Origin of the sequence: Acinetobacter sp. YH12099 (assembly GCF_013419195.1) — a bacterium.
Taxonomy (GTDB): domain Bacteria; phylum Pseudomonadota; class Gammaproteobacteria; order Pseudomonadales; family Moraxellaceae; genus Acinetobacter; species Acinetobacter towneri.
The window spans coordinates 1-14254 of sequence record NZ_VPAP01000005.1; the positions used below are offsets into that span (position 1 = coordinate 1).

Here is a 14254-nt window from a genome sequence, read left to right on the forward strand (position 1 = left end):
TGTACACAGTGCACTGGGTTATGTATCGCCTTTTGAGTTTGAAGCAATGTACTATGATAAGATTAACCCGTTAGGTCAGGTGGCCTAACTTAAATAAAAAAGTCTCCGACAAACCCGGTACGGTTCATCCACAATTTAACTATAAATACTGTGCAAATAAAGATAGAACTCAGCCAAAAAAGCAGGCGGTATTTAATCGGCCTGGTTATGAAGGTTATGTGGACACCAAAAAACAATATAAATCGCAAGATTTATCGCAACTTTTGCCTTGGTCTAATAATGAACTGGTGGTTGATGCCAGACTTAGATTCAATGCCAATACCTGCGACTTTACAAAATATGATGATGAACAAATTCAAAAGTTTAATCAGGACTTTTTTGCTTCAGAAGGTGAACAACTCTTTTCTAATATTCAGGTGAATGCAGCTTTGCTAACGGAACAGTTATATAAAGATACATGTCTAAGAGATATGCAAAATCAGGAAGTATATAGCTTTGATGTTGAGGATGATGAATTATCTATTTATCAGCATTTTCCAGATTCCGTAGAACTGAATATTCAGACTGGAAAATATGAGCAAGCTGTTAAAAGTGTCACTTTTAATATTGAACCAGCTCCTGATAATGCTTGGTTGAGTTTATCACCTGCGCAACTCAAGGAGCTAACATTAGAGTATGGGCTTGCAGTGCAAGAGGGATGTAAGTTGTCTTTGTCTGTTTATAATGACCAAAGCCCGCAGTGGATATACCATCTTGGGTTCGGGGTTTATCACTGATCTGTTATTGATTAAATTTTATATGTATTTCCAGATTGCTTTTGATTAAATCGGATGGTTTATATTCAATTCAATAAATGAATATTATGCTCAATCCTATTTTGGATCATTTGGAGAGTTTCAGATCTAATTTGTTCAGGTAATAGATCATGAGCAATCTTCGTAAATCGGCTGGCAACTTCGCAAATTGAGTTAATCATTTCATCAACCTCTTGAATAGAAAGCTCTGCTTCCTGAATGCCCAGTTTGACAATGGCAGACCGAGTAATATCCAGTGCTTCACCCATAATATCCATTTGATGATATCCACCTGGGCCTTCACAGAAAGTAACGTCGTAGGCTGGGGCGAGTTTCCATTGTCCATTTTGAGACATTAAAAACGAAAAGTTTTTGCAATGATCATCTCGATTATTGAACACCACATTGAAAACAGCGCGCTTGAATGCAATCGCTTTTTCGCGAATATCATTGGTACAAAAGTGTGTAGCACGAAGAAAGTTGCTGTAGTCTAAACTCCCAGGTGATTTAAAATCAGCCCCTGTAAAGGCAGCTAAACTTTGCATAGGGATGCGCATGCCATCGCAGCGGTCAAATCTTTTTGAGGCAAATGCAGTTAGGCCATTCGGAAGAGTGAAGTATTGGGTGTCTGGGGTGTCAATATGACAATGACGCAAACATTCTGCATAAACAGTTTCAATTGCACAAACTTCAGGATGCTCTTGCTGAGCGGGAAATTTGATCAGCCAAGCTTCATGTTGATGTGAGTGAACTGTTGAGAATTCATTAGTGACAGGATCACGATAAACAAGTGCTTTTGGCCTTGCACCTTGTGGAGACCCGCCCATAATTAATAAATGCTGTAAAAATTCGGCACCTTCTCCTTTGAGAACTTCCTGAACTTCTTGAGCGAGTCTTAGCAATGGAATATTTTCAGCTAATGTTAACTCGGATGCTGAAGGTTCAAAGGATAATGCCCCCATTGCATGTGTACTAATATACGTGAGGCGTTCTAAAGGCCCAACTCGTGCTGGATTAAGTCCATTTTTTTTAAATAAGCGATCCATCAGGAGCATGCCCCAGCCATCGGGTAAGGCATCGTATATAGGGCCTGGTAATCCCATTTGATGTGCAGGAAAGTTCTTTCTTAATGGGTCACCTTTTAGCGGAAGTAGGTAAGATGAAAGCTCTAAACCTTTACTAATTGCTTCTGCGCTGTATTCAAAAGCAATCAATGGTCGACCTGTGATTGCAGTTGAGGAAACTAGTGTGCCCCAAAGCCAATATTCGCCCCATCCATTGTAGTAAACATCAAGTTTTTTGAGCATGGATTCATTTCCTTTTGATACGTTGGCGAGCCGTATTACTCTCATAGCGGAGCATGTCATCTACACTATTTAAATGTGGTTTGAAAAGTTCCTCTAATTCTTTTAATCGGCCGAGCACCATGGCAACACGTACTAAATTTTCAAATGAAACATTTCGACCAGCTTCTAGATTAGATACAGTATTCACACCAATACCCGCACGCGCAGCAACATCTGCCTGAGTCATTTCCAGATAAAGACGTTCTTTACGAAGCCTCTCACATAATAAAGCAACAACTTCTTCAGGTTTTTTGAATATTAAATCCATAATATTGTGTTTTACATTGTGATATCACCATTAAAACACAAAAAAATGGATTTATGAAATTATGCCAGTTGGTCGATAATGAGATGCTTGATTGGCTGATGAGATTCTATTGGATTAAAGAAATCTAATGATTTTAATGCATTTATTTTTTGCAACTACCTACGAATATGTCGTATTTGGGGCCCGAAACTGTGAAATAAAAGATAATAAAGAAAGTATGATTGGGGATAACATAATATAAAATCAATAAAAAAGCCCCAATCTTTCGACTGAGGCTTTTAAAATTCTGGAGCGGGAAACGAGACTCGAACTCGCGACCCCAACCTTGGCAAGGTTGTGCTCTACCAACTGAGCTATTCCCGCATGCGGTGTATAATACATGATGCAAAAATAGGGTCAATCATTTTTTGCATATCATTGTACTGACTGAATAAATAAACAACATTTTTGGAAAATAGTGCGGTTAAATGACTTAGGTTGTTTGTTTTATAAAAGTTTTCATTGTCTGCAAAAATATTAATATCACTTACAATGCGCTGCAGCTATGCGAAAAATAAAAGCATCAGACATAAAAAATCCGCAGTACTAAATTTCTAAAAATGAAGCCGACTGCGGATTTTTTAGGTGATTCAAAATAATTTTATTAAATTTAAATAATTGAATTTAATCAACATTATTCCACTGTTACGCTTTTTGCCAAGTTTCTAGGCTGGTCGACATCTGTACCACGTAAAACCGCCACATGGTAAGACAACAACTGCACAGGAATACTATACACAATTGGCGCAAGCAACGCGCTGACCTGTGGTACATAAACCACATGCTGGCGTTCTTTATCTGCAGGAATGCCGCTGTGTTCATCTGCAAATACAAACAGCTCACCACCACGTGCCTGTACTTCTTCCATATTGGATTTCAGTTTATCCAGCATGTCATCTTGCGGTGCTAAAATCACCACAGGCATGTCATTATCGACCAATGCCAATGGGCCGTGCTTTAATTCACCCGCAGCATAACCTTCTGCGTGAATATATGAAATTTCTTTCAGTTTCAAAGCACCTTCCAAGGCAATTGGGAATTGTGTGCCACGACCCAAGAACAAGCAGTGATTTTTCTCTACAAACAATTCAGACAAACGTAAAATTGCCGTATCATTTTGCAAAGTATCTAAAATCACTTTTGGTGTGTGCCATAAGCCTGCAATAATTTCAGCTGTTTCTGTCGCTGCAATTGCATTTTTCACCTGACCAATTTTGAGCACCAATAGCATTAATGCTGCCAATTGTGTCGTAAAGGCTTTGGTCGATGCCACACCAATTTCAGGGCCTGCGAGTGTCAACAAACTATGATTGGTTTCACGCACCATAGATGAAGTTGCCACGTTACAAATGGTCATGGTGCTAATATTTAAGCCTTTTGCAGCAGCACGTTTTTGCGTATCACGTAAAGCAGCTAAAGTATCTGCAGTTTCACCAGATTGTGAAATGCACACATACAATGTGTTATTCACAATGACTGGGGTGCGATAACGGTATTCGCTGGCAATTTCCACATGACATGGCAAGTTAATTAGCTGTTCAAACCAGTATTTTGCAATCATCCCTGCATGGTAGCTGGTACCGCAGGCAATAATCTGTACCTGTTGAATCTTGGCAAAATCAAGTTCAGCATCTTTCAGGAAATCTTCACGTAAAGCGTTGCCATTTAATGCTTGTGAAATGGTTTGTTGAATTGCTTCAGGCTGCTCATAAATTTCTTTGAGCATGTAGTGTTTATATTCACCTTTCGATGCATTGCTTACAGTTGCATCCAACTCTTTTACAGGGCGTTCAACCGTTTGACCGTTTACAAAAACTTCAATGCTGTCGCGGGTTAAGCGGGCGATATCACCTTCTTCCAAATACATAAAACGGTTGGTGATCGGCAATAACGCCAATTGGTCTGAACTGATAAAGTTTTCGCCAATACCGACACCAATCACCAAAGGAGAACCTTCACGTACCGTGATCAATTCATCTGGATAATCGGTATGGATAATTCCCAGAGCATAAGCACCTTTCAGTTGAGGCACGACTTGCTGTACCGCAACCAATAAATTCGGTGCAGTTTTAAGAGCATGGTTGACCAAGTGCGCAACCACTTCAGTATCCGTTTGAGAGCTGAACATATAGCCTAAAGCTTCTAGCTCATCTTTCAGTTCTTGATAATTTTCGATAATACCGTTGTGTACGACAGCAACATTGCCAGAAATATGCGGATGTGCATTGTTTTCTGTCGGTTTGCCATGTGTTGCCCAACGTGTATGGGCAATACCGAGTGAACCTGTGACTTGAGAATCTAGTACTGCTTGCTCAAGATTTGCTACTTTACCGACACGACGCTCACGCAAGACCTGACCTTGACTAATCAATGCCAAACCTGCGGAATCATAACCGCGATATTCTAAACGCTTTAAACCTTCAATGAGGATATTGGTAATACTACGTTCTGCAACGCCACCGACAATACCGCACATAGGAACTTCCTCTTATTTTTTCAATTTCTGTGGACGTTGATAATTTTCTTTAGTGAACTGTTTAGAACGTTCCACAGCTAAACACTGTTCTGCAACATCACGGGTAATGGTCGAGCCTGCGCCTACCGTTGCACCATTGGCAATGGTGACAGGTGCAACCAATGAACTATTTGAACCAATAAAGACTTGGTCACCAATAATGGTTTTAAATTTATTGGCACCATCATAATTGCAAGTAATCGTACCTGCACCAATATTGCTGCCTGCACCCACTTCGGCATCACCTAAGTAGGTAAAGTGGTTGGCTTTGGAGCCTAAACCAATTTGACTGTTTTTCACTTCAACAAAGTTGCCAATATGCACTTCATTGGCCAATACCGCGCCCGGACGTAAACGTGAGAATGGACCAATTTGCGCAGCTTCACCTACAACCGCTTGGTCAAATACGCTATACGGCTGAACTTTAGTGCCCGCAGCAATTTTGGTGTTTTTGAGGATACAACCTGCACCAATTTCTACGCCATCACCCAGTTCGCAATCGCCTTCAATAATTACGTTAATATCAATGCGAACGTCTTTACCTGCAGTGAGATTACCACGTAAATCAAAACGGGTTGGGTCAATTAAATGCACACCTTGTTGCATGAGTTGCTTGGCTTGGAAGTTCTGGAACTCGCGTTCTAATGCAGCCAATTGCACACGGTCATTCACGCCTTCTACTTCAAAAGCCAGTTGAGGTTCTACCGATGCAACTTCTAAGCCATCGGCAATTGCCATCGCCACAATATCGGTCAGGTAATATTCACCCTGCGCATTGTTATTGCTCAGTTTTGGCAGCCATTCATGTAATTTGGCATTGCTGACGCAGTAAATACCCGTGTTAATTTCCTGAATTTGACGCTGGGCTTCAGACGCATCTTTATGTTCAACAATCGCTTGAATTTTACCGTTTTCACGTACAATACGACCATAACCCGTGGCATCAGCAAGGGTAAGTGTCACCAAGCCAATTTGGGTTTCACGTGAAACATCGAGTAGCTTTTGTAAAGTTTGCTCTGTAATACAAGGTACATCTCCCGATAAAATCAGTGATACACCTTCACGTGGTAAAACAGGCAAAGTCACTTTGACTGCGTGACCTGTGCCCAACTGTTCAGCTTGTTCGACCCACTGTACCTGTTCATGCGCAAACGCATTTTGCACCAAAGCACCGCCATGACCGTAAATGGTAATTATATGATCTGCTTGTAATTTTTTTGCGGTATTAATCACGTGACCCAAGAGTGGGCGTCCTGCAAGAGGTTGTAATACTTTTGGTAAATTTGAACGCATGCGCGTGCCTTTACCTGCTGCAAGAATAATCACGGTGGTAGACATGTTGAATCCTAGTGATGGCTAAACCAAAGTAAAAGATAAATAAATATAAATACATAATGCGGCCCAAAGACCCGCAATAATATCGTCCAGCATGATGCCAAAACCACCTTCGACCTGACGGTCAATCACACGTATTGGCCAAGGTTTCCACACATCAAATAGTCGGAATAGGGCAAAACCCACAATTACCCAGACCCAGCTGATTTGATTGATAAAAATCAGGGGTAAAAAGGTAATCGATTGTCCTGCAAATTCATCCCAAACAATACGACCATCATCATGTACACCCATAACCTGTGCAGTACGTCCACAGATATATATGCCAACGAGGGACATGATGGCAATGGCAAAAAGGCTTGGAATGAAACCAAGCGCGAACCAAATGGGAATGAACAGTAGGGCAAAGGCCGAACCAAAGGTACCGGGAGCTTTGGGTAGTAGACCTGAACCGAAGCCAACACCACAGCATACAATCAGTCGGTCAGTCCAAGACATGGCTTTGAAATTAATCGCGGGTTTGTGCAAAGTGTTGGTATCCATGAAAATGAAGTGAACGATCTACGCCATTCTGTTCAAAGCTTAAGCGGTTTTGATTGTTAATTTTGCCAATAATATGAATAGGGGTATTCAGCGGTTTTTGCAAAAGCTGCTGATAATTTTGTGGGCTTATTGTAAAGCATAACTCATAGTCATCGCCACCTGCCAAGGCATATTGCCACTGCTTTTGTTGTGGTAATTCGGTTAATGCAGCATCTATAGGCAGTTGGCTGAGTTCAATACAAGCACCGACCTGAGAGGCTTTGAGAATATGCCCTAAATCTTGTGCCAAGCCATCTGAAACATCAATCATGCTTGAAGCCAGACCTTTGAGTTGTTGTCCAAGTTGACAACGTGGTGTTGGGTAGTCGAGACGTTGTTTTAAAGGATGATCGAGATGATCTAAACCAAAAGCGGCATCACCGACTTGTCCGCTGACGCAAATATAATCACCGACTTGCGCGCCTGAACGTGGAATGGCATGTCCTTGTTCAATCCAGCCTAAGGCGGTAACGGAAATGGTGAGATGCGGGCTTTGTGTGGTATCTCCACCAATTAAACTTACCCCAAATTGATCGCAACAATCATGTAAACCCTGACTAAACCCTTTGAGCCAGTCGTGATCAATTTGGGGTAGGCTCAATGCCAATAATATACTGTGTGGGGTGGCACCCATGGCGGCAATGTCAGATAAATTGACCGCAACCGATTTCCAACCAATCGCATGTGGGTTGGTATCGAGGGGGAAATGTCGTCCAGCGACTAAAGTGTCGGCACAAATGACCAATTGTTGTTGCGGCGGAGGGGTGAGCAGAGCTGAGTCATCACCGACACCTAAATCGACTGCATCGGGACGCGGTCTGTTGAAATAGGTCTCAATAATGGAAAACTCAGCCATACAACAATCGACTCAATACTTTGAATTAGTTGCTTTGTTGCTTTTCTGCTGCACGTAAGCTGTTGGCAAGACGGTCTAATACACCATTGATGTATTTGTGGCTGTCTGCACCACCAAAGTGTTTTGCCAATTCAATCGCTTCATCCAATACCACACGGTATGGAATTTCCAGATGTTGTTCTAACTCATAAGCACCTAAACGTAAGGTGGCGAGTTCAACACCATCGAGGGCTTGAATGTCACGATCAAGAACAGGCACCAGTAATGCATCCAATGCTTCATGATTGGCAACCACTTGAGTCAACAATTCATGATAATAGCCGAGATCCACTTTGTGCATGGCATTTTCCACACGGGTACGTGCTTCAATTTCATGTACTGGATTGTGGCTCATCTGCCATTCATAAATACCTTGCACAGCAAAACGACGTGCTTTACGTTTTGCTGCATAAGTTGCTTGAAGTGTTTGCGACATAGCGTTAAATAGCCTTTAACAAGTTAACCATTTCAATTGCAGTTAAGGCAGCTTCACTTCCTTTATTACCTGCTTTTGTTCCAGAGCGTTCAATTGCTTGTTCAATACTATCCGTAGTCAATACACCGTTAATCACAGGTAAGCCAGTATCTAAACCAACCACACCTAAGCCTTTGGCACATTCACCTGCAACAAAGTCAAAGTGTGGAGTGCTACCGCGAATCACTGCGCCGAGTGCAATAATGGCATCATAACCATTCGATGCAGCTAATTTTTTAGCCACAACAGGAAGTTCCCAAGCGCCTGGTGCATGAACAACGGTGATATTATCCTCTGATACGCCATGACGTTTCAATGTGTCAATTGCGCCATCAAGCAAATGCTCAACCACAAAACTATTAAAACGACCGACTAAAATCGCATAACGGCCTTCGCTAGCGAGATGTAATAAACCTTCAATACGGCGAATTGCCATAGCAACCTCGATTATTTCTCTGATGTTGGATCTGCGGTGATATATTCCACCACTTCTAAGTTAAAGCCTGATAAAGCATTGAAACGTAATGGTGAGCTGAGTAGCTTCATTTTTTCAACGCCTAAATCACGTAAAATTTGTGCACCCACGCCAATGGTTTGGTATTGCTGTGACAATGCAGCATTGGCTTTGCCTTGTTTCGGGGATTTAAGGCTGTCTAGAGCAGGGCCCAAGTCTTGCAATTGAGCTTGACCAATCCAGACCAAAACACCACGTTCACTGTTGGCAATTTCTTTTAAAGCACGGTCTAAATTCCAAGTTGCCGAACCATCTGCTTTTTTCAGCTTCAGCAAATCACGGGTTGGATTAAAACCATGCACACGTACTGTGGTAACGCCTTCTTTCGGCTCGCCTTTGACCAATGCCAAGTGAATGTCTGGGTTCCCCAGTTCACGGTAGCGATATAAGTCAAAAGTACCATATTCGGTGTCGATGCTTTGCTGATCCAAACGCTCTACAGTTTGTTCATTGGTCATGCGATAGTGGATTAAATCGGCAATAGTACCAATTTTTAACCCGTGCTTTTCAGCAAAAATTTCTAAATCTGGACGACGCGCCATCGTGCCGTCTTCATTGATGATTTCACAAATTACCGATGCAGGCTCTAAACCTGCCAAACGGGCAAGATCACAACCTGCTTCGGTATGTCCTGCACGGTGCAATACACCACCTGGCTGTGCCATGAGTGGGAAAATATGCCCAGGCTGAACAATATCGGCAGGCTTGGCATGTGCAGCGACAGCGGTTTGAATGGTATGCGCACGTTCTGCGGCAGAAATACCCGTGGTAATGCCTTCAGCAGCTTCAATCGACAAAGTAAAGTTCGTACCGTGTTGTGCACCATTGGCATCAACCATTAACGGTAGGTTTAATTGCTGGCAACGGTCACGACTTAAGGTTAAGCAAACAAGACCACGCGCGTGTGTGATCATGAAGTTGATATCTTCAGGGCGAACGTGGGTTGCGGCAATGACTAAATCACCTTCATTTTCACGATCTTCATCATCCATGAGGATGACCATTTTTCCTGCACGGATATCTGCTACAAGCTCTTCGACAGTATTGAGCGGCATCAACCTTCACCTTCTTATTTGTCTGAAACGACATTGAATGAGAGAGATGCATAGTCTAACGGTTTTTTACCTGTTTTGCCTATGCTTATCATTTTCATTGCGTGACTTATGGTTATACACAGTGTCATCAGGCTTGGAAAGAGGTGAAAAGGAGGATTTGCTGCGTTGCTGTAGATTGTTTAGGCAATTAAGATGAAATGCAAAATCTGTGAAAAATAAAACTGTAGAGGGCATAGGATATTATCGCCCTCATTCTCGCCTTCACTTGAGCCCAGTTGGGTTTTGGGAGAAGGCAAGAATCAGAGATGAGATAATTCATTAAATTCAGGTATAAGAGAATTTCTGTTTAGCGCTCACGTAAGGCTTCTTTGGCTTTGTTGAATGGTTTGATCAGATAATCCAACACCGTTTTTTCACCCGTTTTAATATCGACTGTTGCGACCATGCCCGGGGTATATCAAACGCTTGTCCTGCTTTGTTGCTGAGTTTGTCTGAATCGGTACGGATATAAACCCTTATCTTGGGATATTTTCTATTTCATATTACATCTTGTTTTGAGCGTTTTGGTTGTAAAATAAAACTGATTAAAAAATCCACAAAATGATCAACCTTTTTGACTGAGCGCTGAAAACATAAAAAATAAACGCTTTTCTGTGATTAATTGCACAATAAATGCAAAAAAGTCATGTCTTGCATATCCTTAATTGTCTTTGTGTGGTTAGAATATAACAACTGTGCCCAAGATCTCTCACGTCTGTTATGAATATATTAATCGTTGATGATCATCCGCTGTTTCGCCATGCCTTAATTCAGGCGGTTCGTTATAGCTTACCGCAAGCTCAAATTCATGAAACTGCTGCAGTTAATGAATTGTACGAACGTTTGGAAAATGGACCTGAGCCTGATCTTGTTTTATTGGACTTGAATTTACCAGGGGCATCGGGCTTTTCTGCATTGGTGCATGTGCGTGCGCAATATCCATCTATCCCAATTATTGTGGTGTCCGCTCACGAAGAAGCATCGATTATTCAACGTTCAATTGCGCATGGGGCGATGGGTTATATCCCAAAATCGGCACATCCGAGCCATATTGGTGAAGCAATTCGTCAAGTTTTAGAAGGTGAGATTTGGTTGCCGCCAAACTTGGCTGCGAATGTTAACTTTGACCCTCGCGCTGCAGATGAAACAGCTTTGGCTGAACGTATTCAGTCTTTAACACCACAGCAATTCCGTGTATTGATGATGGTGGCAGAAGGTTTGTTGAATAAGCAAATTGCCTATGAATTAGATGTTTCTGAAGCGACGATTAAAGCGCATGTGACCGCAATTTTCCGTAAATTGGGTGTGCAAAATCGTACTCAGGCGGTATTGGCAATCAATGCGTTAAATATTGAAGAAAAGAAAATGTAAGATGTGACTGATCTGTAAAAGATGAGTTTAAAACCGCTGTGTTGATCTGGAAGATTGAGCAGCGGTTTTTTTATTGGGTGGGTGGTTGGCTGATTATGACCTTTTTAAAAAGCTAATTCGCTTTAGGATGTGACATTTAGCGTTCAGGTTGTTGATGTGCTTAAAACCTAAAAGGAATATTGTCTTATTCCTTTAGCTGTATGGCATAAACATATTCAGGCTTTCATGTCGATAAAACTGACAAAAATCGACATGAGAGAGTTGTCATGTCGATGACATAAACATATTCAGGTTGTCATGTCGATAAAATGGGTAAAAATCAACATGAGCTGAATAGCTATCAGTCTAATGCAGGCGATATGCTTCTTTCAGATTCTTAGGCTTTGATTGTATCTGTACCCATAAATCCAATAGTGTGAAGTTGTCCGCAGCGGGAAAACCCGCCACTAATAAGAAATACATAGAAGGACGAATATGTTTTAATAGTAATAGATGAATGGTGATTTGAATAAATCATACCTAAGTGAGTAGGGGGCTTTCCCCTATATGGGTTCAACTTTTAGAATTCACGATAACCAAGCCCGCCAGCCGTGATATGTGCTAGATTTCGATCATAGGTAATTATTTGGCTTTCTTTTCCGATGGTTTTATTTTTCTGACTTGAGCATCTGTAAGCATTGCAATGATTCCACAGAATTGGGGGTATAATTTTGGGGGTAATTTATTATACCCCTAGTTATACCCCCAACAAGATCAAGCTTGCAATAGATAAAGTAGATTGCATTAGACATAAAAAAAGCTTAAACCCTTTAGATTTAAGCTTTTTAAGATCACATGAGACTTCATGAGAATAATGTTTGGCGGTGAAAGAGGGATTCGAACCCTCGATACGCTATTAACGTATACACACTTTCCAGGCGTGCTCCTTCAGCCACTCGGACACTTCACCATAGGCGGTGGATAATAACCAAAAAATAGTACAAAGCCAAGTTGAAAAATTTGATTTAGAGAAAAACTTTCAGCGTAGTGCTATGATTCTCAAAAATACCGTCTAAATCGAAGACACCTATGCAAAGTACTGCAAAAAAAGCAGCCTTACCCGTCATTACCTTGGCTGCACTCGGAGTTGTATTTGGGGATATCGGAACCAGCCCCCTGTACGCCTTCCGACAAACTTTTTTAACGGCCCATCTTGCAATTACTCAAGCCAGTGTATTGGGAATTTTATCCCTGATTTTCTGGTGCATGATGCTCACCATCAGCTTCAAATACGTCACTATCATTATGCGTGCCGATAACAATGGCGAAGGCGGGATCATGTCATTATTGGCATTGAACCTGCGCACCACCCGCATTGCCGAAGACAAAAAAATCTTTCTGATCGCACTTGGCTTTATTGGCGCATCACTTTTCTTTGGCGATGGTATTATCACCCCCGCTATTTCAGTATTGTCGGCTATCGAAGGGCTAAGTATTGCCACGCCTATTTTTAATCAATGGCTCGTACCGCTCTCAATTGGTATTTTGGCAGGACTGTTCATTGTGCAGCGTCATGGTACAGGTACGATGGGCAAATTTTTTGGACCACTGACTTTGCTGTGGTTTTTAGCCATTGGCGGTGCAGGGCTGCTCAGTATCATCCAAACCCCATTTGTATTGGCCATGGTCAGTCCACACTGGGCGTTTAACTTTGTAGTAGAGCAACCCTTTGTTGCATTTCTCACCATGGGTGCGGTGATTTTAACCATGACGGGTGGCGAAGCACTCTATGCCGATATGGGGCATTTTGGGCGGATGCCTATTCGCCTCGCGTGGTTTTTGATTGTCTTACCTTGCTTGTTATTGAATTACGCAGGACAAGGGGCATTATTGCTACGTAACCCTGCAGCGATTGAAAATCCGTTCTATATGTTGGTGCCTGAATGGGGCTTATACCCGATGATTGGTTTAGCCACAGCTGCAGCGGTGATCGCTTCTCAAGCGGTGATCACAGGGGTATTTTCAATGGTCAATCAGGCCATTCAATTGCGTTATTTACCACGCCTGACTGTACGTCACACGTCCGATGTTGAACGTGGTCAAATCTATTTGCCATTCATTAACTGGGCCTTATTTATTTCGGTGCTTATCTTAATTTTATTATTTGAAAATAGTGCCAGACTTGCCAGTGCTTATGGCGTGGCAGTGACCATGACCATGCTGTGTGGCACGATTTTAATTTCAGTGCTGGCCTATGGTTTTTGGCGTTGGCCGATGTGGAAAGTTGCCCTTTTTGCAGTGCCATTTTTAACCCTAGATTTAATTTTTGTGGCTTCGACCTCGCTCAAAATTGTGTCAGGGGGATGGGTGCCAATTTTAATTGGCGCCATCATGTATACCATTTTAATGACGTGGAAAGATGGTCGTGCATTGGTTTTCAATCGTTTGGAAAAAGATGCCTTGCCGATAGACCTATTCATTCACAGTATTAGTATGGGCAATGAAACCAAATTTGTCCCTGGCGATGCGATTTTCTTGACAGGTACGCCTAACATTGTGCCACATGCCATGTTGCATAATATTAAGCACAACAAGGTCTTACATGAACGCAATATCATGGTAACGGTCATCACGCGTGATATTCCATTTGTGGCGCAGCAAGATCGGATTAAAGTCGAAAAACTGGATGATCGTTTTTATCGGATTGCCATGTATTACGGTTTTAAAGATCAGCCAAATATTCCAAATGCCTTGAAACAAGCCTATGAACAGCTTGAGTTTGAATTCGATATGATGCAAATGAGCTTCTTTATTTCGCGTGATCGAATTGTGCATACGGTGGGCGATGGCATGTCACCGTGGCGTGAAAAACTGTTTATTTCAATGCAGCGCAATACCAGTCCTGTGAGTGATTTCTATCAAATTCCAACCAACCGTGTGGTGGAATTGGGTAGTCAAATCGAAATTTAAAAACTGCTCAATAGATTTTAAAAAACCAGCATTATAAAGTGCTGGTTTTTTATTTTTAGCTCAAGATTGGTTTTAAA

At 41.8% G+C, this 14254-nt stretch carries 12 protein-coding genes, 2 tRNA genes and 1 pseudogene; 3 read left to right on the forward strand and 12 right to left on the reverse strand.

The features are described from left to right. Positions 1 to 218 precede the first annotated feature (218 nt). The gene (locus tag FTU39_RS04495) at positions 219 to 776 is read left to right on the forward strand and encodes a hypothetical protein (protein ID WP_154320192.1); all 558 of its coding nucleotides are present in this window, start codon (positions 219 to 221) and stop codon (positions 774 to 776) included. A 65-nt stretch (positions 777 to 841) separates the two neighbouring features. On the opposite strand, the gene FTU39_RS04500 is transcribed toward FTU39_RS04495, so the two are convergent. The 11 genes and pseudogenes from FTU39_RS04500 to FTU39_RS04550 all read right to left on the reverse strand — a co-directional run. Beyond that, on the reverse strand, positions 842 to 2101 hold the full coding sequence (locus FTU39_RS04500) for a type II toxin-antitoxin system HipA family toxin (RefSeq protein ID WP_131261189.1): 1260 nt from the start codon (positions 2099 to 2101) through the stop codon (positions 842 to 844). 4 nt (positions 2102 to 2105) lie between these two features. Continuing rightward, a complete protein-coding gene (locus FTU39_RS04505) occupies positions 2106 to 2408 on the reverse strand; it encodes a helix-turn-helix transcriptional regulator (protein ID WP_070153706.1) in 303 nt (100 codons plus the stop codon). A 287-nt stretch (positions 2409 to 2695) separates the two neighbouring features. Next, positions 2696 to 2771: transfer RNA gene (locus FTU39_RS04510), tRNA-Gly, on the reverse strand. 310 nt (positions 2772 to 3081) lie between these two features. Next, a complete protein-coding gene (gene glmS, locus FTU39_RS04515) occupies positions 3082 to 4923 on the reverse strand; it encodes a glutamine--fructose-6-phosphate transaminase (isomerizing) (RefSeq protein ID WP_179989014.1) in 1842 nt (613 codons plus the stop codon). Between the two features lie 12 nt (positions 4924 to 4935). After that, the gene (glmU, locus tag FTU39_RS04520; RefSeq protein ID WP_096902632.1) at positions 4936 to 6300 is read right to left on the reverse strand and encodes a bifunctional UDP-N-acetylglucosamine diphosphorylase/glucosamine-1-phosphate N-acetyltransferase GlmU; all 1365 of its coding nucleotides are present in this window, start codon (positions 6298 to 6300) and stop codon (positions 4936 to 4938) included. A gap of 18 nt (positions 6301 to 6318) precedes the next feature. Next, positions 6319 to 6840, reverse strand: coding sequence for a phosphatidylglycerophosphatase A (locus tag FTU39_RS04525; RefSeq protein WP_180051784.1), 522 nt, complete (start codon positions 6838 to 6840; stop codon positions 6319 to 6321). Further along, positions 6806 to 7735, reverse strand: coding sequence for a thiamine-phosphate kinase (gene thiL / locus FTU39_RS04530; RefSeq protein WP_180051785.1), 930 nt, complete (start codon positions 7733 to 7735; stop codon positions 6806 to 6808). The genes FTU39_RS04525 and thiL overlap by 35 nt, the downstream gene beginning before the upstream one ends. Positions 7736 to 7760: 25 nt before the next feature. Next, positions 7761 to 8210, reverse strand: a complete 450-nt coding sequence (gene nusB / locus FTU39_RS04535) for a transcription antitermination factor NusB (protein ID WP_004974349.1) — start codon at positions 8208 to 8210, stop codon at positions 7761 to 7763. A 4-nt stretch (positions 8211 to 8214) separates the two neighbouring features. Next, positions 8215 to 8685 carry a 6,7-dimethyl-8-ribityllumazine synthase gene (ribE, locus tag FTU39_RS04540; protein WP_004974350.1) on the reverse strand — a complete coding sequence of 157 codons (471 nt, stop codon included), beginning with the start codon at positions 8683 to 8685 and terminating at the stop codon, positions 8215 to 8217. Between the two features lie 11 nt (positions 8686 to 8696). Then, positions 8697 to 9818, reverse strand: coding sequence for a bifunctional 3,4-dihydroxy-2-butanone-4-phosphate synthase/GTP cyclohydrolase II (gene ribBA, locus FTU39_RS04545; RefSeq protein WP_096902634.1), 1122 nt, complete (start codon positions 9816 to 9818; stop codon positions 8697 to 8699). 346 nt (positions 9819 to 10164) lie between these two features. After that, positions 10165 to 10334 (reverse strand): annotated as a pseudogene (locus FTU39_RS04550) (secretion protein HlyD); the annotation flags it as partial. 243 nt (positions 10335 to 10577) lie between these two features. On the opposite strand from FTU39_RS04550, the gene FTU39_RS04555 reads away from it, so the two are divergent. After that, positions 10578 to 11228, forward strand: a complete 651-nt coding sequence (locus FTU39_RS04555) for a response regulator transcription factor (protein ID WP_004974358.1) — start codon at positions 10578 to 10580, stop codon at positions 11226 to 11228. Between the two features lie 858 nt (positions 11229 to 12086). On the opposite strand, the gene FTU39_RS04560 is transcribed toward FTU39_RS04555, so the two are convergent. Further along, positions 12087 to 12177 (reverse strand) — tRNA-Ser (locus tag FTU39_RS04560). Positions 12178 to 12296: 119 nt separating this feature from the next. Between FTU39_RS04560 and FTU39_RS04565 the strand changes: the two genes are divergently transcribed. Continuing rightward, positions 12297 to 14177, forward strand: a complete 1881-nt coding sequence (locus FTU39_RS04565; RefSeq protein WP_180051786.1) for a potassium transporter Kup — start codon at positions 12297 to 12299, stop codon at positions 14175 to 14177. Positions 14178 to 14254: the final 77 nt, after the last annotated feature.

Excerpts from the sequence above, each read along its gene's own strand:
- glmS (WP_179989014.1), bottom strand. The coding sequence starts at position 4,923 with ATGTGCGGTATTGTCGGTGGCGTTGCAGAACGTAGTATTACCAATATC.
- FTU39_RS04500 (WP_131261189.1), bottom strand. The coding sequence starts at position 2,101 with ATGCTCAAAAAACTTGATGTTTACTACAATGGATGGGGCGAATATTGG.
- nusB (WP_004974349.1), bottom strand. The coding sequence starts at position 8,210 with ATGTCGCAAACACTTCAAGCAACTTATGCAGCAAAACGTAAAGCACGT.
- FTU39_RS04525 (WP_180051784.1), bottom strand. The coding sequence starts at position 6,840 with ATGGATACCAACACTTTGCACAAACCCGCGATTAATTTCAAAGCCATG.
- FTU39_RS04565 (WP_180051786.1), top strand. The coding sequence starts at position 12,297 with ATGCAAAGTACTGCAAAAAAAGCAGCCTTACCCGTCATTACCTTGGCT.
- FTU39_RS04505 (WP_070153706.1), bottom strand. The coding sequence starts at position 2,408 with ATGGATTTAATATTCAAAAAACCTGAAGAAGTTGTTGCTTTATTATGT.
- ribBA (WP_096902634.1), bottom strand. The coding sequence starts at position 9,818 with ATGCCGCTCAATACTGTCGAAGAGCTTGTAGCAGATATCCGTGCAGGA.
- FTU39_RS04555 (WP_004974358.1), top strand. The coding sequence starts at position 10,578 with ATGAATATATTAATCGTTGATGATCATCCGCTGTTTCGCCATGCCTTA.
- thiL (WP_180051785.1), bottom strand. The coding sequence starts at position 7,735 with ATGGCTGAGTTTTCCATTATTGAGACCTATTTCAACAGACCGCGTCCC.
- glmU (WP_096902632.1), bottom strand. The coding sequence starts at position 6,300 with ATGTCTACCACCGTGATTATTCTTGCAGCAGGTAAAGGCACGCGCATG.
- ribE (WP_004974350.1), bottom strand. The coding sequence starts at position 8,685 with ATGGCAATTCGCCGTATTGAAGGTTTATTACATCTCGCTAGCGAAGGC.